The sequence below is a fragment of the Prosthecobacter algae genome (assembly GCF_039542385.1).
Lineage (GTDB): Bacteria > Verrucomicrobiota > Verrucomicrobiia > Verrucomicrobiales > Verrucomicrobiaceae > Prosthecobacter > Prosthecobacter algae.
The window spans coordinates 145,238-169,063 of record NZ_BAABIA010000009.1; the positions used below are offsets into that span (position 1 = coordinate 145,238).

A 23,826-nucleotide genomic window follows, 5' to 3' on the forward strand; every position below is an offset into this window, starting at 1 on the left:
CTCAAGGTTTCGGCATCCAATCCGGTCCCGCCTATTTATGAGCAGGGAAATCCGATTTTGATCTCCAAAAAGCAAAATGAGGTGATGGTCCGCCTGCTTTCCGACCGGTTTTCAGGAGCCACTCACAGCTTGCCAGAATTCTTAGTGGTGGTGAACAACCGCAGCAAAGGCGTCATTGATTTCTCCACCGACAACGTCACGGCAACCAGTGGCGAAAAGAGTGTGCGCGTCTTCACCTATGAAAAGCTGCGCAAACGGATCGAGACCGAAGCCGCCATTCAGGCCTTCGCCGCCGCTATGAACGGTGCCTCACAGTCCATGGCCGCCTCCATGCCCCAACAGAGCTATCACACAGGCTCTGCCTATGCCTACGGCAGCGGCGGCTACGCCCGCGCCAACTACACCGGCACGACGACCACTTACAACCCCGCTGCCAGTGCCATCGCCAGATCTAACATCCAGGCCAATACCTCCAGCCAGATCAGTTCCATCGCCATGTCTAGGGATGCCGCACTGGGCGACACCACCTCCATGCTGCGGCGGGACACCATCATGCCAGGTGCCTTTGCTGGCGGTGTCGTCAAAATGTACGGTCAGGATCTGCGCCGAGGAAAGCCTCTCAAAATCACCGTTCAGATCCAGGGGGAACAGCACGATTTCTACTTTGATGTGGGGCGCTAATCGCCCAAGGTTCCGCCGACTGAAACATGCGGCTCCCGTAATGCCAACGGACGGTCGGGCACCCTTCTGCGAGCCAGCCTTTGCGTAGAAGGCGCAACTCGCCAGATTGGAGACAATCTGAAATAACTATGCCAGCCTACCTCCGCATCGCCATCGTCGGATCCGGCACGGCAGGGCCTGCGGCCGCCCTCTTTCTCGCCCGTGCAGGACATGAGGTCACGCTATTCGAACGCGCCGCAAAAACCCTGCCCGTCGGAGCCGGATTTCTTCTCCAGCCCACAGGCATGGCCGTTTTAGAACGCCTGGGCCTGCGCACCGAACTGCTTCCTCACACAGCCCCCGTCTCCAGGCTGTATTGCCGCACTCGCAGCGGCCGTGTGCTGCTCAATTTATCGTATCAAGAGTTAGGCCAAAATCTCAAGGGAGCAGGCACTCATCGCGCGACTTTTCTGGACGTGCTTTTGAAGGCGATGCCTCAAGCCGGAGCAACCATACAATGGGGCACGACGATGGAACGGCTTTCCCGTGACAGCACAGGCCGCCCCCTGTTGCACGATACCGCAGGCTGCACCCATGGGCCGTATGATCTTCTGCTTATCTGCGACGGTGCTCAGTCGGCTCTCCGCGCACAATGCGGTGTGCCCGCCCGAGTCCGCCGCTATCCCTGGGGGGCCTTATGGTTCATCGGCAAACGTACTCCCGAGTTTCATCCTCAGGAGCTCTGGCAATGTGTGGGCTCCACCCGCGAGCTCAATGGTTATCTCCCCACGGGCACGCACGAGGATTTGCTCAGCCTTTTTTGGAGCCTACGCTTGGATGCCATGCCCGAATGGAAAGCCACTCCCCTTGCTGTCTGGAAAGAGCAGATTTTGCGCCTTGCTCCTCAGGCAGAGACCTTCTTGCAGCAGATCGAATCCCACCAGCAAGTCGCCACCGCGACCTACCATGACGTGGTCATGCGCCAATGGCATGGGGACCGTATCGCCATCCTGGGCGATGCCGCGCATGCCCTCAGTCCCCAACTGGGTCAGGGCGTTAATCTCGCCCTGATGGATGCCGCAGCCCTCGCCGATGCCCTGGCTCAATATCCCCTGGAGCAGGCCCTTCCCCATTACTCGGCCACCCGGCGCAGCCACCTTCGTTTTTACCAGTTTGCCACCCGCTGGAGCACGCCCTTTTTTCAATCCGATCTGCTTCCTCTCGGCTGGCTGCGCGACCTCGCCTTTCCGCTCATGCATCAGTTCCCCTGGATGCGCCGCCAAATGATCGCCACCATGGCGGGTGGAAAGACAGGGCCGCTGAGTGGGATGAGGCTGTGATATTGTCTCACTCAGAGATCATCATCGTCCACGTTATAGAAGGGATCATCAGGTGGGACAACCTCCCCCAGAGCCAATGCCTTAGCCTTAACAGCCGCCTCATGAAGTTTAGGATGGTGCTTCAGATAATAGTCTGGCAACTCTCCGATCAAGGCATCAATAATGGTCGCTGAGCCATCAGGCAAACGTCGAATGTTGCCTTTGTGCAGGTCACTCAGCAGCCAGACTCTATGCTCAGCGTAAAAGACCCAGAGCTCATTGCCATAAGACCCTTTGGGGGCCACTCCGTTCATCGCTTTCACTGCGAGTTCCTGATCTTTGTCAAAGTCATCATAAGCTTTGCAGCGAGGTTGTTTGACGATCAGATATTTACCATCCTTGGAGAGGCCTATAATCTCCGTCGGACAAGCGCCTGCTTCATGGAGTAGACAAATTTTATCCAGGATGTCTCCTAAAACTGCAGGCTGCTGGATGACTTCCACTTCGTCGGGTGGCCTTCCTTGAATCTGAAGTTTGAGTCCCATTGAGGCCCGATTTTCGGAATCCAATTTGAGATCAAACAGCTTATAAACGCATCCATAGGTACGATCAGCCCAAGCACTGGCTTCACGTCCCAGTCCGATGTTACCAAGATACTTGGAACTCATGCCTTCAACACCATCCTCCAGAAAGCCGAGATCCTGAAGACTGATCAATGGCACTTCTAACGTCGAGGCTCTTCGGGCAAAGGAGTCAACCCAAACATCAGGCGGAAGCGATTCGCTGGATGCATCGTCTCGAGCCGTTTCCTTGATTGCGCGCGCCCGCTGTCGATTGAGTTCAGCACAAGCCTGCTGGTTTGGTCGGGAGATGACTCCAGCATGAACGAAAGTTGTTCCGCCCGTTCTGAAATCAAATTGAGGTTGTCCTGTTGAGTATTCATTCACGATGTCGTTGTCGGTTTATGCCCCCCTCAATCTCAAGGTTATCCTACTGATTCACCTTTCTGTGATGCAAGCATAAAACAAGCCCGAAAAGTTTCATATTTGCTTTGGTTACGCACCAGAAACGGTGAAGGCCGTGCATTGCTGCACGGCCTTCCTTTGGTAGCGGGGACAGGATTTGAACCTGTGACCTTCAGGTTATGAGCCTGACGAGCTACCGGGCTGCTCCACCCCGCGATCTTTTGGGATGTGAAGATGCCACAGGTCCCCAGGCATGCAACACCTTTTTGCTTCTTTCTCACACGGCTCTTGCAACATGCTCCGCGCGTGCTCGTTTCGTTCCCTCCTCATCACCATGAAGTCCTACCTTACCCCTGCCCTGTTGCTGGCCCTGGCCACCACTCTCAGCGCGGCTGACAAGCCCGCTGCTGCTGCCCCTGAGAAACCGTCTCCCATTGGCTATTCCGATACTCCCGTGATCCCAGGTACCCAGTGGAAGGTGCATGACATCGACCGCCCACGGCCTGAATACGTGGCCCCAGGTGCCAAGCTGGGAGATGCCCCAGCAGATGCCATTGTGCTTTTCGATGGTAAAAATGCGGACGCTTTTGTCTCCTATAAAAAGGACGACAAGGGCAAGCCCACCAAGGAACTGGGACCTTGCGCCTGGAAAGTGGAAAATGGTGAACTCATCGTGGACGGTGGTGACTCCTGGACCAAGGAACAGTTCGCGAGCTGCCAGTTCCACATCGAGTGGAAAAGCGAGCCCCACACCGAAGGCAACTCCCAGAAAAAGGGCAATGGCGGTGTCTTCTTCATGGACCGTTATGAGTGCCAGATGCTGGACACCTATAACAACCCCACCTATGCCGATGGCATGACGGGCTGTATCTATGGCCAGACCCCTCCGCTGGTGAATGCCGTGAAAAAGCCAGGCGAATGGCAGAGCTACGACATCATCTTCACCGCGCCAAAACTGGAAGGCGATAAAGTGGTGGAGCCCGCCTACGTCACCACTTTTGTGAACGGCGTCTGCGTGCAGGTGCATACTAAAATCATGGGCCCCACCAAGCACAAGAACATCACCGACTACAGCGGCAGCTTCCCCGCCACTGCGCCACTGCGTCTTCAGGATCACAAAAATAACCCACCTGTGCGCCTACGTAACATCTGGGTGCGCAAGCTGTAAGCATCTCGCCACCCAGGCAGCATAGCCTTCGGTTTACTTCACACGCCCTGACCTTCACCGGTCAGGGCGTTTTTCTTCCCCTGTTGCATCCTGGCGCACATTCGCCACACTGGCGGCCCATTTTTCTCTGCCATGGCCTACCTCAACGAAAACTACCTCAAGCTCAAAGCTGGATACCTCTTCCCCGAAATCGCCCGCCGCGTGAAGGCCTTCACCGAAGGCAATCCGGAAGCCGCAAAGCGCCTCATCCGCTGCGGCATCGGTGACGTCACCGAGTCACTGCCTGAGGCCGTTCGCGCCGCCATGCACAAGGCTGTGGATGAAATGGGCGACCGCTCCAGCTTCCGTGGCTACGGCCCAGAACAGGGTTACGATTTCCTGCGCAACGCCATCGCCGACAACGACTACAAAGCCCGTGGCATCAACGTGGATGCCGATGAAATCTTCATCTCCGACGGCAGCAAGTGCGATACCGGCAACATCCTGGACATCTTCGGCAGCGGCAACAAAACCGCCATCACAGACCCGGTTTACCCCGTCTATGTGGACACCAACGTCATGGCTGGTAACACGGGCGACGCCGATGAATCCGGTGCCTACGAAGGCCTGCATTATCTCAAATGCACCCCAGAAAACGGCTTCGTTCCTGAGATTCCCAGTGAGCCTGTGGACCTCGTCTATCTCTGCTACCCGAACAACCCCACGGGTGCCACCGCCACCCGTGCGCAGCTTGAGGCCTGGGTCGCCTATGCCAAGGCCAATGGTACCATCATTCTCTACGATGCCGCCTACGAGGCCTTCATCCAGGATCCCGCCATCCCCCGTAGCATCTACGAGATCGAAGGTGCCCGCGATGTCGCCATCGAGTTCCGCAGCTTTTCCAAAAACGGCGGCTTCACCGGTGTCCGCTGCGCCATCGTCGTGATCCCGAAAGGTCTCATGGGCAAAAAGAAAGACGGCAGCCCCCTGGCCATCCATCCCCTCTGGAGCCGCCGCCACAGCACCAAGTTCAACGGCGTCAGCTACATCGTCCAGCGCGGTGCCGAGGCCATCTACAGCCCCGAGGGCAAAGCCCAAGTCGCCGCTCTCATTGAGCACTACATGGGCAATGCCAAGCTCCTGGTCGAAGCCTGCAAAAACGCGGGCCTCCAGGTCTTTGGTGGCGTCAATGCCCCCTACGTCTGGGTTGGCTGCCCCGCAGGCGTGACAAGCTGGCAGATGTTCGACAAAATGCTCAACGAAGCCAACGTCGTCATCACCCCCGGCAGCGGCTTCGGCAGCGCCGGCGAAGGCTTCTTCCGCATCAGCGCCTTCAACAGCCGCGCGAACGTCGAAGAAGTGTGCAAGCGCATTGCCGCCCTTCAAAAGTAATCATTGGTTAGTCTGTTTTTAAAACGTCCAGCCTGCGAAAGCAGGCTGGGCGTTTTTGTTTTAGCCTGCCCGCTAACAAGGCCAGACTTTGGGCTCGACTCGAAAGGGCAGATTCACTTAGTCTCAGGGATCATGCGCATTTGTCCGGTTCTGGCTCTGGGTTTCTTGCTCGTCTCCATCTCAGACGGCCCAAGTTTGCAGAGCCAGGAGGTGGCGATGGAGAGACGCACATTTCAGATCCCAGCGAATTTTCTAGAGCTCGGCGTATCCGCCAATCAGTCCGGAGAACCTGGAGCGGACGCTCCCTATTTCGCCTCCGCAAAGACGTTACTCTTGAAAGAGGGCATTGAGTTTCCAGCAGGTGCCGCAGTTTTTTTTGATCCTGGGAGTGGGAAGATGACTGTTCAGAACTCGCCAAAAAACCTGGAACTCATCAAGGGGTTCGTTGAATCATTTCCAAAGACAAATCCACAGAATGTCCAAGTGACGGCTTACGTCATTCAGGCTCCAGGGGCTTTGCTTCGCCAGTTAAATGCCACGCAGCCATACGCTGAAGATCAGGCGGAAATGTTGCATCGTTTGCTGGCCGAGGCGGGCAAACACGGCTCGGGTGTGACGCTGCTACGCGGGATACAAACGAGTCAGCAGAGTGGCGAACCTTGTTTTCTAGACTGTGTGACAGACCGCGAACATACATACAGTCTGACACTGGATGCCAATGGTTTTGCCAGCGCCCAGAATGACATGCAACGGCTGGGGATGAGCTTGCGAATCGATGCCTCCGCCGAAAGTGACGGTCACTCCCTGGGACTCACATTGGCACCAGAATTTAACGTGCGAGTGCGAACAGAAACTTCCAAACCAAGAACACCAGGAAAGACCCAGGCCACCGTCCAGAAAACAGCCTTTGAAACCACGCTGACCATGAACAGCGGGGATACCCGCCTGGCCGGACTGTGGCCAGCCAACGGCGACACCTTGCCGGGTGAACACGATATAAGCCAAGCCCTGTTTGTGACGGGCCGGCTGGAGGTTCCCAAGGTTCTCGAAAACGACCCTGCACAGTTAGTCATGCCTCAGGATCTGAAAACGATGATGACGCATGAGTTCGACCTGCCCACGGCGATGCTGGAAGCGTTCGATGCCAGTCCAGGTGGGCTTGCAAAGATGCTGACCACGAATGGAATAACACTCCCTGAGGGCAGTGTGGCAAGTCTCAACGAAGCAGGCCGGATGGTGGTGAAAACCACCCCCGAAGCACTGACGGAGGTGGACCAATGGACTCAGGAAATGATCAACCAAGCACCCGCGACGGTGGCCATGACCACGGAGATCATTCGTGGCCCCAACCGACTGATGCGCGACCTAACCGATGATGCCGCCATCACAGGAGATCACGAACAACTCCTGCAAAGGCTCCACGCAGCAGTTGCTCAGGGAGAGGCCCGCTGCCTGCATACCGCCCATCAGGAAAGCCGGGACGGCGAAAAAACAGTGCAGCAATCGCACCTCAGCATGAGCCTCCTTTCAGAGATGACACGCCATGCTCACCCGCAGCCAAATCTGTTTTTCCAACCTCACCTCACGGGCTTGGCTATCGAGATCACTCCGAAGGTAGAGGAAGATCGGAAAACCCTGTTGCTGGACTTTGACTTGAGCTACCCGTCCAGTCCCACAAGGCGATGGAAGGAAGTGCTTTCGGAAGGGGAATCCAAACCGAGCTTTTCCCTGCCCCGGCATGAGTTTGATCTCGCGAGGATGAGAGGACAACTAGTCTTCGCCAACGGCAGACCTCAGCTCATAGGTTGCTGGCAGACCTCAGGCGATGCCGAGATGCTGGATGCAGCTTTCATTACCTGCCGGGTGATCAGGCATCCGGGCCTGGTGGATAAGAAATCGGTCAAGCTGTCTGCAAACCGGCCCAAGGCTGGCGCCCCCACCGAATTCATCACCCAGACTTATTCCATGCCTTCCAATTTTTGGACTGTAATGGACAGTGCGGCCCTTTCCACGCCCCCTTCAGACAAGTCCAAAGCGGCCGTGGAAATGCTGCAAGCCAACGGCATCTCACTCCCCGCAGAATCACAGGTCACATACCATGAACTCAACTCACGCCTGACGGTGAAAACCACTTGGGAGGCCATGCAGATGGTAGATGCCATGCTGGGCGGCTGCGTGATAGGCAGCAATCCTCAGAGGTGCATGCTGACACTTCATCTGATCCAGACCGACCGAACTACAGCCAACAAATTGCTAGCCCAACAAAGTGGTCGAAACGATCTTAGAGAAGCGTTGCAATTGCTGCTTTCCAAAAAAGACACTCCTCAAGCCAAGATCCTAGCCACCCTTAGTAGCTGCACTTTCTCAGGTCGCGAGATCAAAATGCAGCATACCCAAGATCACCCGGTGCTGAGCGAAGTCGTGACAGACGAAAACTGTAATGTTGGATTCGAATATGAGCCACAAGCCATCGGTACAACCTTTGAGGGGTCGTTATCATCCAGCCCTGACCGACTGACCTCCACGCTCGACTACACGCTTATCCATCACCCGGCAGCACCCGTACCCCGGATTGAAAACATCGAACAAGCGCCTGCCGCCGTGCCGATGGAACTGTCCGATGTGCCCACCGAAAAAGTGCAGTCCTCTATTACCTTCATGCCCGGTACGTCCCGGATCCTTGGTATGTGGAAACCCATCGGAACACCCGATCTAGAGGCACTGGACATCGTTCACATGGCCATCCTGGAAACAGCAGTGTTGCCATGAGAATGAATGAAGCGGCGTTCCCTCATAATCACTCCGCCCGGCCCAGGGGGCGGACTTCGGTGCCCACGGTCTGCGTCAGGCTGTCGCCAAGCTGCTGGCGAAAGGGCTCGGCGAGTTTTTTCAGACGCTCGACCACGTCAGGATGAGAAGCGCTAACGTCGTTGAGTTCGCCGATGTCCTCCTTGAGATGATACAGGGCAAGGGGTTGCTGGGCGACTTTGTAGCCGTGGCGGGTGGCGATACCTTCGATGCCGGATTGCGTGATGGCGGCGGGTTTCATGTTTTCCCAATTCGAGGGTTTGCCATCGCGACCGGGGGTTTCATGAGGGGTGATGTAGGGGTGGGCAAAGTGGAGTTTCCACTCGCCACTGCGGATGGCCTGCAGCTCGCCACCAGCATAGATAGCGATGGCTTCATGCGGGCTTTTCGCCCCTTCTTTGCCTAACAAGAGATCTGTCACATCTTTGCCATCCTGTGTTTTGAGAGGGGCGGAAGCTTCGGCATCCTCACGCCAGGCCTGGAAGGTGGGCATGAGATCCATGGCCGTGAAGAGTTCTTCATTCACCTTTCCGGCAGGGACTTGGCCGGGCCAGCGGGCAATGAAGGGCACACGGACGCCTCCTTCATAACTCGTCAGCTTTCCCTCGCGCAGTGGGGCGGCATTGCCAGCATGGTTGCCATAGCTGAGGAAGGGACCGTTATCAGACATGAAAAGGATGAGGGTGTTATCTGCCACGCCCGCCTGCTGGACGGCGGCGAGGATCATGCCCACGCTCCAGTCCAGTTCCTCCACCACATCGGCATACAGACCGTGCGGCGACTGGCCTCTGAAGCGATCTGAAGCAAAGATGGGCACGTGTGGCATGACGTGAGGCACGTAAAGGAAAAAGGGCTTCTTCTCATTGCGACGGATGAAGCTGACGGCCTTCTCAGTGATGCGCCGGGTGAACTGGCTTTGATCAGGATCCACCTGCTCCACGGTTTCATCCTCGTAGAGCGGCAGTGGCGGCATCTCAGCGGCGAGCGAGGGGTGAAACTTGCTGTTGTCGTTGGAATAAGGGATGCCCCAGAACTCGTCAAAACCATGCTTCATGGGGTGAAACATCGCCGCCGTGCCCAGGTGCCATTTGCCATGAATGGCAGTGCTGTACCCGCGCTGTTTGAAGAGTTCCGGTAGAAGAAACTCGTCCGGGTTGATGCCTTCTTTGCTGGTGTGATTCAGCGCCCCCTGCATGCCCACTCGATTTGGATAACAGCCCGTCATCAGCGCCGCGCGCGAGGCACTGCACACCGCCTGGGCCACATAAAAGGACGTGAACCGGGTTCCCTCTGCGGCCAGACGATCCAGGTTCGGCGTGCGAATGGTTTTCGAGCCATAACAACCGAGATCGGAATAGCCCAGATCATCCGCCACGATGAGGATGACATTGGGCCGCAGGGCCTTGGCCAGCAGCGGCACAGAAGACAGGCTAAGAGCAAGAAGGGAAAGGAAAAGCAGTCGCATGAGAAAAAGAGCTCTCCAGCATCCGCAGGAGAGCCACCTGTTCAACGACAGAAACTGTCGCTGAATTGCGACAGATCATCGTCTCCGCATCCTTCCTACTTGCCCACCGCTCTCTTCAGTTCGTGCTGGGCTTTGTTAAACTCCGTCACGGATTTGACTCGGCCTTGGCGGGCGCGGGTCAGCTCCTCACGGGCGAGGAGATACTCCAACACCACGCCGAGCTGGCTCGCCTGGCGGTCTTTCGCCAGCTTTACCATCTCTTCAGCAGCACTCACGGCTTCATCATTGATCGCCAATTGATCCTTGGCAGATTGCGCCTTCAACACGGCCTCCACCACCTCACGGCCAATAGCAGCTTTGACCTGGTTCGTTTGCAGGGTGATCCCTTGTTCCCGGGCTTCGGCGATTTTCTGTCGTTGGCGATCAAACAAGCCGCCCGGGCCGATCTTCCACCCCAGGCCCACAAAAAAGTCCTGCTGGTCACTGAAATTGCCAAACTCACCCGCATAACCACCCCCGAGCCCGCCGACGCTGTAACCGGCCTGCACGCTGGGGATGATGGGGGCCACGCGAGTGCGATCGCTTTCCAGAGCCGCAGCAGTATGCGCCGCCCCTACAGCACGCATCTCGGGCCGGTTCTGGCTGGCCAGCGAGATGAGCGTGGCCACTCCCCGAGTGCTCATCAGACTCACCGGAACGAGGTCAGCCTTGGCTGGACGCAAAGCCGTCTCCGGAGCCAGGCGTAAAATTTCTGCCAACGCAGCCGCAGCCAGATCACGTTTTTCCTGGCCCTGACGCATGCTGATCTTGGCCCGGCTCACCTGCGTCTTCACACGCAGAAGGTCAGCACGAAAGGCTGTGCCTGCATCAACGGCCCCGCCGAGCTGACCTGCATAATCTTCGGTTAGGCGAAGGTCATCTTCGATGACGGCCATGTCCGCCTCCGCAGCGAGGAGATCATAATAACGCACCACCGCTTCCTGAACGATGTCACGACGCGTCTTTTCAGCCAAGTGCTCCGCCGCCAAGGCCTTTTGTTTGGCAGCCAAAGCGCTGTAATAAATGTCGCCAGGAGACCAGTCAATCATCACCGCAGTACCCACCGTGTACTGCTGTTTGCGAGCATCAAAAACCGCGCCGCCAATGTCCTGCACCCGTCCTTCATGCCCGCGATAACCGGCATTCAAAGAAAGCGTGGGCCAAAAGCGCTGCCAGGCCTGCTTGGACTCCGCAATGGTCTCCGTATGCTTCACCCGGGCCTGCTCGATCTCGTCATTGTTCGCCCCAGCCAGCTTCATCACCGTAGGCAAGCTGACATGCATGGGCTCTGCCGCAGCAATGGATGCTAACAAAAAATACAAAAGGAATTTCATGGTCAAATAAAGCGGCTTAAAAGTAGCTACAGGCTATGCGACTGGGCCTTCACCCGCATATTTTGCCGGAGGTTCTCAGGGTTTCACCGTCACCTCCTGCCCGTCTGTCAAAGGCACCGCCCCCGGCAACAGGATGAGATCTTCGGGCTTCAGTTCAGGAATCTCGACATTCACTCCGTCATTGAAGCCGGGCTTCACGGCTGTTTTGACGGCCTTGCCATTGACATGCTTGAAGACAAAGCTGTTCGCCTTCTCTTTTATTAACCCCGAAACAGGAATGATCGTGGCACCGTCATGCTGCTCCACCGCGATCCTGGCGGTGACGTAAAGCCCAGGGCGCAGGCGACCGTCTTCGTTTTTCAGATCGGCCTCGATAAGGAGGGTGCGTGTGGCCTCATCCAGTTCACCCGAAATGCGAGTGACAGAGCCTTTGCTCACGACACCAGCCAGGGCCTCAGCCTTCACTTCCACCTGCTGTCCGACTTTGAGAAAACCGCTTTCCAGTTCGATCACCGGTACCCGCGAACGCAAAGTGCTGGCGTCCACCAAATGCAGAAGCGTATCTCCGCCTTGGGCGGCGTAGGCACCTGGATCCACTCTCCGGGCGGCCACGGAACCAGCAAAGGGAGCCTTGATCTGGGCAAACTCCAGCAGGGTGGCAGCGCGGTCCATGCCAGCTTTGGCGATGGCCAGCTTGGCCTCGGCATCATCCACCGACTGCGGTAAAATGAGATCCGGTGATTTCTTCCGGGCTTCATGCAAGCGTTTCACCTCCACCTCAGCGGCAGTCACTTCTGCCCGATGACTGATGAGATCAGCCTCAAGTTCCGGCACTTCGATTTCGATCAACTTCTGCCCGGCGGAGACTTGGTCTCCCAGATCGACAGAAACGCTTTTGACATAACCGGCCACACGCGCTTTCAGCGCCACCTGCTGCCAGGGCGCTAGCGTAGCTGGCAGGCTGATCCAACGATGGATGGCACCCTTTTGTGGCTTCGTGGCAGGGAGTTCCAAAGCGAAAGCGCCAGACGTGACAAATGTCAGCAGCAGGATGATGAATTTAGAAACAGGCTTCACAGGATTTCAGGATTAACAAAGTTTGCGGAATGGGATCCAGGGATGCTTCAGTTCAGGGCTTTTGTTTCATACAAAGCGCCAGATTCATCATCTGGATCAAGCGATGCCGAGGTGGTTTTTTTGCTGGCGAACAAAGCGAACACAGCAGGCAAAACAATGAGGGTGGCCACCGTGGCGAGGGCCAGGCCGCCCACCACCGCACGGCCTAGAGGGGCAGACTGCGCACCGCCTTCACCCAGGCCAAGAGCCATCGGCATCATGCCAGCAATCATGGCGAAGCTGGTCATCAAAATAGGTCGCAAGCGGCTCACGGCACCTTCTACGGCACCTAGACGACGGTCCCCCAGATGACCGATGCGGGCACGGTCGGCAAAAGTGACGAGGAGAATGGCATTCGCCACCGCCACGCCCACCGCCATGATGGCCCCCATCGCAGACTGAATGTTGACGGTTGTTCCGGTAAAGAACAACGCCAACACCACCCCAGCCATAACGGCTGGCATGGTGGAGATGACAACCAAGGCCAACCGGAGGGACTGGAAATTCGCACATAGCAAAAGGAAGATCACCACAATGGCAATGATCAGACCCTTGCTAAACCCTTCATACAGTTGGTTATACGGGATCACCTGCCCACGGACATCCACCTTGGTTTTGCCATCCGGTGCCGGGCCCAGGTCGGCCAGCACCTGACGCACGGCGGCGATGGCGCTGCCAAAGTCCTTGCCCACAATATTGGCCGTCACGCTGACAATGCGCACCAGGTTATAGCGCTCATAGGTACCAACCGCAGTCCCTTTCTCAATCTTCGCCAAATTCCGCAGCAACACGGGCTTTCCCGTTTTAGAGGTCACCGGCATGTTTCCCAGGTGCTCGATGGACTGCGTGCGCTCCTCAGGAATTTGCACCTGGACGTTGAAGCTGATCCCTGTGGCCGGATCCGCCCAGAACACAGGGGCCGTAAAACGGCTGGAGGTGGTGGCGGCGACGAGAGAACGTGTCACATCCTCCACATCTACGCCTAACAAACCGGCACGTTCGCGGTCTATCTGAACATTCACCGTCGGGGCATCCAACGTCTGAGCGATCTGCACATCCCTCATGAAGGGTAGCTCTTTTAGCTTGGCCATGATCTTCTCCGCATGCTCCTTGCTGGCGGGCAAGGCAGGGCCGCTGACAGCAATCTCGATAGGCGTGGGCGAGCCAAAACTCATCACGCGGCTGACGATATCCTGCGGCTCAAAAGACAGGCGCACATCTGGCAGCTCACGCGCAAATATGCCGCGCAGTTTTCCCTGAAAAGCCTCCACTCTGACTCCGGCTTCCGGCTTCATCTGCACGGCCAGCCAGCCCTCCTCCGGGCCGCCATTCCACAGATGCACCAGGTTCACCGGGAAGCTGGAATTGTGCACACCCACCATGCCGATGGACATGTCGATTTTATCTTCACCACCGGCTTCCATAGCGATGGTCTTCAGGATCTGCTGGGCGATCTTTTCCGTGATGCCCACCTGGGTCCCACTCGGGGCACGAAAACGGATAGCAAATTGGCCGCTGTCCGTCTTTGGGAAAATCTCCGTGCCCAGGAATGGAGCGAAGGTGAGGATGATCAAGACGGCCCCCGCCAGATAGCCCGGCACCAGAATCCAACGGATGGCCACCGCTCCTTTCACCAGTCCCTGGTATCCGCGTCCAAGCAGGCTCAGACGGTTCTCTTCATGCTTCGTTTTCTTGGGCAAGAACCAGACCGATAATACTGGCACCAGCGTGCTGGAAAGAATGAAACTGGCAAACATGGCAAACCCAACCGCTAAAGCCATGGGAACGAACAAGGCCTGTGCCGCACCGACCATGAAGAAAGCGGGAATAAATACCGCTAAAATGCAAAGCATGGCCAGCAGACGTGGCAAGGTCGTCTCCATCGTGCCATCCAGCGCCGCCCGCGCCAGGGATTTGCCACGCGCCAGATGGGTGTGGATGTTTTCCACTGTCACGGTGGCTTCATCCACCAGGATGCCCACAGCCAGTGCCAGACCACCGAGGGTCATGAGGTGAATGTTTTGCCCGCTGATCCACAGGCCAAAAGCCGCAGCCATCAGGGACAAAGGAATGTTGATCACCACGATGAACGCCGTGCGCAGATCCCGCAAAAAAACCAGCACCATCAGCCCAGTGAGGGCCGCGCCCAACGCCCCTTCTTTGACCAGATCATTGATCGTCCGATTCACCACAGGAGTCTGGTCAAACTCAAAGCTCACCTTGATGCCCGGCGGCAGCAGTTTCTGAAACTCCGGCACACTCTCACGCACCTTCTTCACCACCTCCAGTGTGGAGGCCTCCGCTCGTTTGGTCACTGGCAAGTAAACGGTGCGCTTGCCATTGGCCAAAGCATAAGAGGTGGTCACATCCGCACCGTCAGACACCGTCGCTACATCGCGGATGAAGACCGCACCTGCCTCAGTCTTCTTCAACGGCACGGCCTCCAGATCCTTGACGTTGGAGACGATCGCATTCGTCGGCACAATCGGGTAAAGCCCATCCAAGTTGATGTTTCCTGATGGGCTGATCGGATTACCCCGCGAGATAGCCTTCACAATGTCATCCGGTGACAGACCATAGGCCTTCAAGCGGTCTGGATTCACATTCACCACGATGGCGCGCGAGCTGCCACCAAAAGGCGGTGGAGCCGAGACCCCCGGCAGGGTGGCAAAGGCAGGTCGAACTTTGTTTAGCGCCTGGTCCTGCATCTGATTCAGCGTGATGCCCGGATCATCCGTGGAAAAGACGAGGTACCCCACGGCCACGCTACCCGCATCAAATCGCATGATGAACGGTGCCACGGTCCCAGGCGGCATGAAGGCGCGCGAACGGTTCACCTGCGCCACCGTTTCAGACATGGCCTGGCTCATGTCCGTGCCAGGATGAAACTGCAGCTTCATGATGGAAGCCCCCTGAATGGACTTGCTTTCCACGTGCTCAATATTCGCGATGTAGAGGAAGTGGTACTCGTAGCGGTAAGTCAGATACCCCTCCATTTGCAGCGGATCCATACCTCCATACGGCTGCGCCACATAAATGGTGGGGATGCCCAGAGGCGGGAAAATATCCCGCGTCATCCGTTGCAGTCCCAGCCAGGCCCCCAGGCACACCGCCACCACAGCGACGAGAACAGTCCAGGGATGGCGGAGGGCGAAACGAGCGAGATTCATGCGGGAGCTAACGGAATCAAAAGTGAAGGCCAACAAACAATCGACAAGCGATTACGGGCACCGTAAAACGAAGCGTCGCAGTTTTCTTTCAAAAAGAACAAAAAGCCCGCTAAAAAAACGGATACTTCTCGGCATCAGCCTCAAGTTAGACTGTCTGGCTGACGGCCCCCCACCATGGACTCAATAAACGATCCTCAATGCCGCCCCACTTCCACGCCCAGTTCCTTGAGCTGTTGCCGCACGATCTTTAGCACGCCCCGCCCTTCCTTAGTGATGCGATAGGCCCGTGGTGCTTTCGGTCCACGTGAAGCATCCACCGTGGAGATCAGCCAGCCGTTTTTCTCCATTCTCTTCAGCAAAGGATATAGAGTTCCAGGACTGACATCATACCCATGATGGCGAAGTTCCTTGATCATCCACTGCCCCACCACCTCACCATCGGTGGCGTGGTACAAGATATGCACCTTCCAAAAAGAAAGGAGGATCTCGCGGTTGATCAGCTTTAGGTCCATGGTAGGCGAGAAAACATTGGCCGCAATTAAGGCGGATGCCAAGTCTCGAATGCAGAGTCTCAGGTAGGGGACAGCAACTGTCCCTTCATGACACCTTGCCATGGATCCATTACAAGCTGCGCTTCTTGTAAGTTCGCTCGATAGAGCAGCCGCAGATGCAGCCCGCCTGCTACTTGTTGCCCTTCTTCAAAAACTTCTCCAGGTCCTGGATCAGCTTCTGCACGCCGTCGCGGGGTTTGAGGTCGTTGGACTTTTTCAGCATTGGCAGCGCATCGGCCAGCTTGCCATCGGCGATGTTCATTTGGGCCAGACGGATGAGCGCATCGGGCTCGGTTTCTTTAATCTTGGTGGCGCGCTCGTAGTAGGCCGTCGCCTTCACACTGTCCTTGGCATCGGCGAAATGTTGCCCCAGCAGCATCATGGCACCGCCATCCATCGGGTTCAGCTCCACCACGCGTTGCAGGATAGGGGCTGCGGCCTCACCTTTGCCAGCGGACATTTGCAGACGGGCCTCGACCTTCAGCATCTTGGCCTCGACTTCTTTCGGCAGTTGCTTGTCTGACGTAGACTTGGCCTTGGCCAGCAGAAGTGAAGCTTCGGGCAGGGCGTTTTGGGCGGAGAGATTTTCTGCCACCATGACGATGTGCGGCACATCTTCCGCTGGTTTTTTATCGCCTCGTTCCAGCCAACGGCTGAAGGCACTCAGCGCGAGGGCAGGTTCATTGGTAGCAAGATAGATGTCCCCCAGGCGCTTGATGTCATCGCCCTTGGCCTGGCCTCCACGAACCAAAATTTCAAGGTTCTCAGTCGCCTTGCCATTCTCCTTCATGGCGATGTAGGCCTCGGCCTGAAGGCTCAGCAGCTCGATACGGTCCGGGTGGTCGCGCAGGATTTCATCGCAGAGCGCAGCAGCTTCAGCGGCCTTCAACTGCTTGAGCTGGGCACGAACCAACCCCATCTTCCAGTCGAGCGAATCAGGCTCAAACATGAGCGCCTGGCGATAGGCGCTTTCAGCCGAGGAGGCACGTTCAAGGGCCAGCAATGAATAGGCCAGCAGACCGTAGGTGGGACCATCCTGAATACCCAGGCCGATGGCCTTGCCCAAGCTGGCGACGGCTTCTTTCCACTTGCTGGCCTTCACCTGCGCCATGCCGAGTCCACGCCAGGCGCGGCGAAAAGCCGGGGCCTTGTTGAGAGCGGAGAGAAACCACTTCTCGGACGGATCATTCATCCCATTGTCCAGATAAAGGCTGGCCACCTGAAAATCGAAAATTGCATTGGAATCCTTGCCCACCACTTTGGACAAAAACTGGATGGCATCCAGCGGCTTCGCCATCAGTGGCAAGAGCTGCTGCAAGATCTCACGATCCGCATCCTTCAGCTCCGGCTCCACATCCGGGATGTTGCCATAGGTGCCCACGAAGTAGCGTGCAAAAGCCGGATCATTCCACATCTGCAGGGCATAGGGGGCCTTGTGGGAGGAGGCCGCCTGGAGCTGAGAAAACCCAAGGAGCAAGAGGCCAGGGAGGAGACGCTTCATTCGAATCGGAAGGGGAGTTTCAGTTTAAAAGACACGGGCTTGCCGGCACGGGTGCCGGGCTTGAAGCGCCACTGGCGGGCGGCCTCGATGCAGGGAGCATTGATGGAAGGATCTGGCGTATCGGTCACATCCGCCTTGGAGACACTGCCATCAGGCCCCACCACGATGATCAGGTTAACGACCCCCTTGGCCTTTTGCCGCTGGGCCGTTGAAAGTTTCGGTGAGGCGCGGTTCACAGGTTCCGGCTTGTTATCAAGCTGGCCACCGGAAAGCATGTCTCCCATGCCACCCATGCTGCCGGAGCCGCTGCCACCGATGACCCCACTGCCGAAACCGACCGAGGAGCCAAAGCCCCCTTCCCCACCACCCGCGCCGGAAAGGGCGGAGCTGAGATCTGAAAGGCTGGCGGCACTGAGCGCAGGGCCAGGAGAAGAGGCAGCCGGAGCCGCCAGTTCGCGAAAGTCCTTCATGTCCTGTTCAATGTCAGGCACGGGCTCTTCCAGCTTTTCCTTGGGCTCCTCCTCCACCTTCTTCTCTTCTTTTTTGTTCACCTCCACCTCCACGAGCACTTCCTTTTTCTTCACGCCTTCTTCACCTTTAGGAATCAAAAAACCGCCAAAGAGGAATACGATGGCATGAAGCCCCAGGGCAGCGAGCAGGCCAACAACAGCTTGTTTCATGACAGGAGGATCGTGGCAGCGAAGTTACTTCCGCTCGACGGAATGGGCGATCTTGGTGAAGCCAGCTTTGCGGGCCTCATCCAGCACGGTAACAATGAATTTATAAGGCACGTCGCCGTCTCCATTCACCACCACTTGGCCGTCTTTGTTGGCGGACTTGAAGCTTTGCAGGCGCAGAGGCAACTGGGCGGCATTGATCTTTTCCTTGTTGAAAAAGATCTCTCCTGTCTGGGCCAGGCTGAGCGTCAGGGTTGCATCCTTGTTATCCTTCGGGCTGGCCGTGGAGGCCGCAGGATTGTTCACCGTGATGCCTTCGTTCTTGGTCATGGAGAGGGACACCATGACGAATGTGGCCAGCAGGAAGAAGACCACGTCAATGAGCGGCACCACTTCGATCTTGGCGTGCTTTTTGGGCTTTTTGCGAAACTTCATGGTTAGGCGGGGAGAGGGTCCTGGCCGAGGGGCTTGCTGGCGGCGGCCTTGCCAGTGATCTGCTGGAGTCCACCACTTTCACCGGCCAACATCTGGCGGTGACGGTGGCGCAACTCTTCCTCGTGCTTCTTATTCTTCTCAATGATGAGCTCCATCTTGGAGGCCGCGACTTCAAGTTCATGCTCGGCATCTTCCACCATGTTGTTGAGGTAGTTGAAAGGCACCAGACCCGTCATGGCGATGACCAGACCGAAGGCCGTAGCGATGAGCGCCTCAGCAATACCACCTGTAATGGCAGAGGGAGCCCCCATGTCCGCACCGATGGCGGCAAAAGAAGCCATCATCCCGGTCACCGTGCCCAGAAGTCCCAGCAGCGGGGCGATGGTCATGCCCGTATCGAGGACGAAGAAACCGCGTTTGAAGCGCTTGATCTCCATGGAGGCGGCCATGCCGAGCGCATCGGAGATGTTCGTTTCCACATGCTCAAGAGCGTGGGACAGGGCACGGGCCACGTAATCTTTGGATTTGCGGCCCAGATTGATGGCCTTGTCAAAACTGCCGGCTTCCACAGCCTCCAAAATCTCATGCACATCCCTCGGCTGACGGCGTTTTTTCTCGCGCAGGATGAAGAAGATACGCTCCATGGCCGTGCCGAAAACCAGAATGCTGACAAGCAGGAGCGGGTGCATGATGGGACCACCGTGCTTGTAAGTGTCTAATAAACTGTGCTTGGTCACAAAGTCCTTGATGGCACCGCCCAGGGTGGCATCCAGCGGCAGCATGCCTTTGCCCGTCTCCACCAGCGTAGCGATGGAGGCATTGATCTCTGGGGTGATGCTGCGGATGATCGGCATGGGCGAACCGACCTGAGGCATCGCAATGCCAGAGCCCGTGCCGCCTTTGGCGGAAAAGAAGGCCATGGGACCGATGAGGGCAAATTTGCCATCCATCACGAAGCCCTGGCTGTCCACGGCCTGCCCTTCAAAACGGGTGCCACCGATGACTTCTGCAAGCCGGGTGATAGCCGCGCGGATCAGGCCGACCTGCGCCATGAAACGATCCTTCGCCGTGGCTTTTTCATCATCACTCGCAGCCTTCGCCTTGTTCAGGGCCTCACCCAGACGCTGCAGTTCGCTGACGTGTACCTTGGACTCATAGCCCTTGGTAAACTCATCCATGATGTTCGTCAGGTAGGTGCCCTCATCGGTGGCCAGCTTGACCTCATTTTTGAGGTTCACCACGTTCAGTTCGGCCTGATCAAGCTCACGCGTCAGAGGCGCAAATTTTTCCTGGAGAGATGCCAGTTCCGCTTCCGCAGCGGAGAGCTTGCGATTCATCGGCTCCTTGTCTTTGTCGATCTCCGCCCGCACTTTGGACAGATCCTCCAGGCTTTTTTCATAGTCCTTCTTGGCCGAGGTGGCGGCTGAATTGAACACTGAAGGAGTGGGCGCCTGCGCATGGGCCGTGGCCAGAGCCAGCCAGGGAGCGCAAAGAATAACAAAAGGTTTCATACAGTTAAAAAGCGGCAAAAAAAGGTTCAATCAATGGTGGCTGGTAGCTCGACGAGCTTGGGGCTCACCGTCTTTTTCATAACCTCAAGCACTTCAAGCATGCTCTTGGCGATGGTGGGATCTGTCTTCCACACCCAGGCATCCGTATTGGGGACACCCACGCCGCCGATGTCACCGGCAGCATTGACAAAGTAAGCCTGCCCCAGACCGATATAGACCGTTTTCACCTCGGCCTTCTTGCCGTTGCCCACTTCATGAATTTCCGGCAGGGAGGCGATTTCCAAATTCGCCTTGTTCAGTTCATTCAGGACGCCCAGCACGTTCTGGTAGCGTTCCGCAGCCGTGATGTTTTTGACTTCGGCACCCTCCTTGGGAATGCGGTCTGCCAGTACTTTAATCTTCTCTTTGACGTTCGTCGGCACGCGAAGAACGAGAGCCCTCACACCTTTTTCCAATTCTTCAGCAGCCGCCAGCAAAGCATCGCTGGCCTCTTTGGCCTGGGCTTTCTCCAGCTCCACCTCAGCCGCACGTTTTTTGGCATCGGCCAGCTTGGTCTCAGCCTCAGCGATCTTCTTTTTCATCTCCTGCACGGACTGCTCTACCAGGGTAATTCGGCCTTCAAGGAGGGCCTTGCCCTGCTCCCACTCATGTCGCTCGGAGGCGATCAGGCGCTCCGTCTCAGCCCACTTTTGCAAAAGCGACCGAGCATGGTTCATGGAATCGCCCGCATCCGCAGGGGCAGCGGCAGGCTCGGCACCGGAGGCCAGGCCGATCATGGCGAGGCACAGCATTGGAAAAAGTCTGAGGACGGAGGTGTTCACGTGGAATCAGTAGGACGGATTTCCCGCGCACGAGGACTTGTGAAGGGCCTATGCTGCGGCCCGGATAGTGAAGTCACGTCCCTGAAATCCAAAGATGATTACGGTGACAAAACAGTCACAAAGGCTCTGCGACAGGGGCCCCAGAAAAGCTCATTTGCCTTCCATTTGTGAAACGGTTCCGACAAACAGGGGGCCGTTCACCCTCGAAAAGCCGCGATCTTCGTTTCGCCAAATTCCGGCGTGAACCGTAAATTGAGTGCCTGTTTCGTAACTCCCGGCTTTTGTCAACTTCCCTGCCCGCCTTGGCACTGAATCTGTTTCCTTGCTTGATCCCGCCATTCTGGCGATGAAGGAGTGCCCCGCCGAATGTCCAACCCCAAGCCTTTCCCTCTCGAACCCCTTCCGCCTGCGGGCCAGTCCCAGCAGCAGCAGATGCGTGGCCTCGACGGATGCCTGCTCAATTACCGGGCCATGCCTGGCGTCTTTGACGAAATGGTGCTGCCCAACGGTGAGCTGCGCCCCCACTGGAAGACCTTTGGCAGCTTTCTCGCCCAGTGCTCAGATGCGGACCTGAAACAGCGTGGCGAAAGCATCCAGCGCCTGCTGGCAGACCACGGAGCCACCTACAACATCTATGACGATGCCCTGGGCACCAGCCGCCCCTGGATGCTGGATCTGCTGCCCTTCATCGTGGCAGAGCAGGACTGGCGGCGTGTACAAGAGGGGCTGGATCAGCGTGGCCGCCTGCTAAATGCCATCCTTCTGGACCTCTACGGCCCCCAGAAACTTCTGCGGGACGGGCTGCTCCCCCCTGGCATCGTCCAGGCCAATCCGAGCTTCCTTCGCCCCGTCATGGGCGTCAATCCTCCCGGTGGAAAGTTCATTTTCTCACTCGGCTGTGACCTGGTGCGGGATGCCGGTGGCACCTGGCGGGTGCTGGCAGACCGCGCGCAGGCCCCTAGCGGCCATGGCTACACCCTGGAAAACCGCATTGTCATGTCCAACGTGTATGCGGAGGAGTTCAATGCCTCCCGCGTCCGTCGGTTGGCCAACTACTTCGAGCTGAAGCGGGAGATGCTGCGCTCCCTCGCACCGAAACACCGCCATGGCGATGCAGGCATCCTCATGCTGACGCCGGGCCCCTACAATGAGACCTACTTTGAGCATGCCTTCCAGGCGCGCTACCTCGGTTTCCCTCTCGTGGAAGGGGCAGACCTCACCGTGCGAGACCGGAATGCCCAGCTCAAAACCCTCGAGGGTCTGCGTCGGGTGGAGGTGATGGTGCGCCACGTGGACGATGTCTTTTGCGATCCACTGGAGCTGAATTCCGGCTCCCTCCTCGGCACACCCGGCCTCATGGAGGCCTGGCGCAGCGGCAATATCGCCATGGCCAATGGCCTGGGCACCGGTGTCATCGAAACCCCTGCCCTCCACCCCTTCATGCCAGGCCTCTGCCGCCACATCCTGGGGGAAGAGCTGAAGCTGCCCTGCGTCCCCACCTGGTGGTGCGGCCAGCGGCGGGAACTGGAGATGATGATGAAGGATCCGGACCGCTGGGTCGTGAAACCCGCCTTCGTACGCGGTGCCCGCGACCCCGTTTTCATCAAGGACCAGGAAAAGGAACAAAAGGCCCGCCTGCTGGAAAGCATCCGCGCAGCCCCGCATGAATGGGTGGCGCAGGAGGTTCTCAGCCTCTCCACCACCCCCACCTGGAACGGTAGCAAGATAGAGCCCCGCTCGCTCGTCTGGCGTGCGTTTGCCATCGCCCAGGGAGATGGCTTTGCCACCATGCCCGGTGGCCTGGCCCGCGTCAGCCCAGAGCCCCAGCGCTGGCTCGTCACCATGCGCAGTGGCGGCATCAGCAAGGATACCTGGGTGCTCGGCGATGGCACGGAGGACACCGCCTTTGGCCACCTCAGCCAGCAGCCCATCGTCATCCGTCCGGCCCGCCCGCCCAGCGGCGTCCCCAGCCGGGCTGCAGATCATCTCTTTTGGTTAGGCCGCTATGCAGAGCGGCTGGAGCTCACCGTGCGCATGGCCCGTGTCGTCATGCAGCGCCTCGCCAGCGAACGCGGCCTCGTGCAAAGCCGCGAGGCTCAGAGTTGCGTGGCACTGATGGTGGAGATCGGCCTGCTGCCCACCGGTACCACCAGCCTGCGCGACCACTTGCAGGCCCTGGTTCAAGACCCCAAACGCGACGGCAGCGTACCCGACCTCCTGGGCCGTCTGCGCTACAATGCCTCCGCCGCGCGCGACCGCCTTTCGGACGACATGTGGCGTCTCTTCAACCGGCTGGACCGCGATGCCCGCCTGCCAGCGGGACCGTTCAGCCTTTCCGCCGCACAGAGTGCGCTCGACACCCTTGTGCTAGATCTCGCCGCCCTGGGTGGCATGCAGCATGAAAACATGACCCGTGGCCACGGCTGGCGATTTCTGGAAATCGGCCGCCGGCTGGAGCGGGCTAACATCATCCTCACCCTCCTGCAAGGCACCCTAAAACAAGCCCCCCAGGATGACAGCATCCTCAGCCCCCTGCTGGAAATCTGTGACAGCACCATGACCTATCGCCGTCTGCACTTCGCCCGGCCCGTGCTGGCCCCGGTGCTGGATCTGCTGCTGCTCAATGATATCAACCCGCGCTCCGTGGCCCATCAGCTCATGGTTCTTGGCCGTCAGGCCAGCCAGTTGCCCATGGATCCCACCCTGGACTCCCGCATGCCGGAAAAACAGCAGACCGACGTTCTCCTCTCAGACCTCAGTTCGCTTAATCTCAATACCCTCGCCCGCACACCGGCGGAACTCCAGGCCGCAGTCACCGCCACCTGCGACACCCTGACCCTCGGCCTGGAAAAACTCTCCGACATCATTACCGAGCATTACTTCAGCCATGCCATCCGGCGGATGGAATGACCCTC

General features: G+C 57.7%; 17 protein-coding genes and 1 tRNA gene. 6 read left to right on the plus strand and 12 right to left on the minus strand.

Features of this window, described 5'->3' with window-relative positions:
• Nucleotides 1-84 precede the first annotated feature (84 nt).
• The gene (locus tag ABEB25_RS19885; protein WP_345738190.1) at nucleotides 85-681 is read left to right on the plus strand and encodes a hypothetical protein; all 597 of its coding nucleotides are present in this window, start codon (nucleotides 85-87) and stop codon (nucleotides 679-681) included.
• A gap of 128 nt (nucleotides 682-809) precedes the next feature.
• Nucleotides 810-2,000 (plus strand): FAD-dependent oxidoreductase, encoded by a 1,191-nt coding sequence (locus tag ABEB25_RS19890; protein WP_345738191.1) that lies wholly within the window; start codon nucleotides 810-812, stop codon nucleotides 1,998-2,000.
• An 11-nt stretch (nucleotides 2,001-2,011) separates the two neighbouring features.
• On the opposite strand, the gene ABEB25_RS19895 is transcribed toward ABEB25_RS19890, so the two are convergent.
• Complete coding sequence (locus ABEB25_RS19895; RefSeq protein ID WP_345738192.1) at nucleotides 2,012-2,926, minus strand: hypothetical protein; 915 nt, start codon at nucleotides 2,924-2,926, stop codon at nucleotides 2,012-2,014.
• Between the two features lie 157 nt (nucleotides 2,927-3,083).
• Nucleotides 3,084-3,160 (minus strand) — tRNA-Met (locus ABEB25_RS19900).
• Nucleotides 3,161-3,278: 118 nt separating this feature from the next.
• On the opposite strand from ABEB25_RS19900, the gene ABEB25_RS19905 reads away from it, so the two are divergent.
• The 3 genes from ABEB25_RS19905 (at nucleotide 3,279) to ABEB25_RS19915 (ending at nucleotide 8,252) form a co-directional block, all read left to right on the plus strand.
• Nucleotides 3,279-4,112, plus strand: a complete 834-nt coding sequence (locus ABEB25_RS19905; RefSeq protein WP_345738193.1) for a 3-keto-disaccharide hydrolase — start codon at nucleotides 3,279-3,281, stop codon at nucleotides 4,110-4,112.
• Between the two features lie 132 nt (nucleotides 4,113-4,244).
• Nucleotides 4,245-5,483, plus strand: coding sequence for an LL-diaminopimelate aminotransferase (locus ABEB25_RS19910; protein ID WP_345738194.1), 1,239 nt, complete (start codon nucleotides 4,245-4,247; stop codon nucleotides 5,481-5,483).
• Nucleotides 5,484-5,615: 132 nt separating this feature from the next.
• Complete coding sequence (locus tag ABEB25_RS19915) at nucleotides 5,616-8,252, plus strand: hypothetical protein (protein WP_345738195.1); 2,637 nt, start codon at nucleotides 5,616-5,618, stop codon at nucleotides 8,250-8,252.
• A gap of 28 nt (nucleotides 8,253-8,280) precedes the next feature.
• Here the strand turns inward: ABEB25_RS19915 and ABEB25_RS19920 are convergent, their stop codons facing one another.
• The 10 genes from ABEB25_RS19920 to ABEB25_RS19965 all read right to left on the minus strand — a co-directional run bounded on the left by ABEB25_RS19920 (nucleotide 8,281) and on the right by ABEB25_RS19965 (nucleotide 20,911).
• Nucleotides 8,281-9,756, minus strand: a complete 1,476-nt coding sequence (locus ABEB25_RS19920) for a sulfatase family protein (RefSeq protein WP_345738196.1) — start codon at nucleotides 9,754-9,756, stop codon at nucleotides 8,281-8,283.
• 95 nt (nucleotides 9,757-9,851) lie between these two features.
• Nucleotides 9,852-11,129, minus strand: a complete 1,278-nt coding sequence (locus ABEB25_RS19925) for a TolC family protein (RefSeq protein WP_345738197.1) — start codon at nucleotides 11,127-11,129, stop codon at nucleotides 9,852-9,854.
• Between the two features lie 75 nt (nucleotides 11,130-11,204).
• The gene (locus tag ABEB25_RS19930; protein WP_345738198.1) at nucleotides 11,205-12,206 is read right to left on the minus strand and encodes an efflux RND transporter periplasmic adaptor subunit; all 1,002 of its coding nucleotides are present in this window, start codon (nucleotides 12,204-12,206) and stop codon (nucleotides 11,205-11,207) included.
• Between the two features lie 47 nt (nucleotides 12,207-12,253).
• A complete protein-coding gene (locus ABEB25_RS19935; protein WP_345738199.1) occupies nucleotides 12,254-15,415 on the minus strand; it encodes an efflux RND transporter permease subunit in 3,162 nt (1,053 codons plus the stop codon).
• Nucleotides 15,416-15,609: 194 nt separating this feature from the next.
• Nucleotides 15,610-15,927 carry a PadR family transcriptional regulator gene (locus ABEB25_RS19940; RefSeq protein WP_345738200.1) on the minus strand — a complete coding sequence of 106 codons (318 nt, stop codon included), beginning with the start codon at nucleotides 15,925-15,927 and terminating at the stop codon, nucleotides 15,610-15,612.
• A 169-nt stretch (nucleotides 15,928-16,096) separates the two neighbouring features.
• Complete coding sequence (locus ABEB25_RS19945) at nucleotides 16,097-17,467, minus strand: tetratricopeptide repeat protein (RefSeq protein ID WP_345738201.1); 1,371 nt, start codon at nucleotides 17,465-17,467, stop codon at nucleotides 16,097-16,099.
• Nucleotides 17,464-18,147, minus strand: a complete 684-nt coding sequence (locus tag ABEB25_RS19950; RefSeq protein ID WP_345738202.1) for an energy transducer TonB — start codon at nucleotides 18,145-18,147, stop codon at nucleotides 17,464-17,466. Before ABEB25_RS19950 ends, ABEB25_RS19945 begins: the two co-directional genes overlap by 4 nt.
• A 24-nt stretch (nucleotides 18,148-18,171) precedes the next feature.
• Nucleotides 18,172-18,579 (minus strand): ExbD/TolR family protein, encoded by a 408-nt coding sequence (locus tag ABEB25_RS19955; protein WP_184206823.1) that lies wholly within the window; start codon nucleotides 18,577-18,579, stop codon nucleotides 18,172-18,174.
• Between the two features lie 2 nt (nucleotides 18,580-18,581).
• Nucleotides 18,582-20,090 (minus strand): MotA/TolQ/ExbB proton channel family protein, encoded by a 1,509-nt coding sequence (locus ABEB25_RS19960; RefSeq protein WP_345738203.1) that lies wholly within the window; start codon nucleotides 20,088-20,090, stop codon nucleotides 18,582-18,584.
• Nucleotides 20,091-20,116: 26 nt separating this feature from the next.
• Nucleotides 20,117-20,911, minus strand: a complete 795-nt coding sequence (locus ABEB25_RS19965) for a DUF3450 family protein (RefSeq protein WP_345738204.1) — start codon at nucleotides 20,909-20,911, stop codon at nucleotides 20,117-20,119.
• A 366-nt stretch (nucleotides 20,912-21,277) separates the two neighbouring features.
• On the opposite strand from ABEB25_RS19965, the gene ABEB25_RS19970 reads away from it, so the two are divergent.
• Nucleotides 21,278-23,821: a circularly permuted type 2 ATP-grasp protein gene (locus ABEB25_RS19970; protein WP_345738205.1), complete on the plus strand. Its 2,544-nt coding sequence runs from the start codon at nucleotides 21,278-21,280 to the stop codon at nucleotides 23,819-23,821.
• Nucleotides 23,822-23,826: the final 5 nt, after the last annotated feature.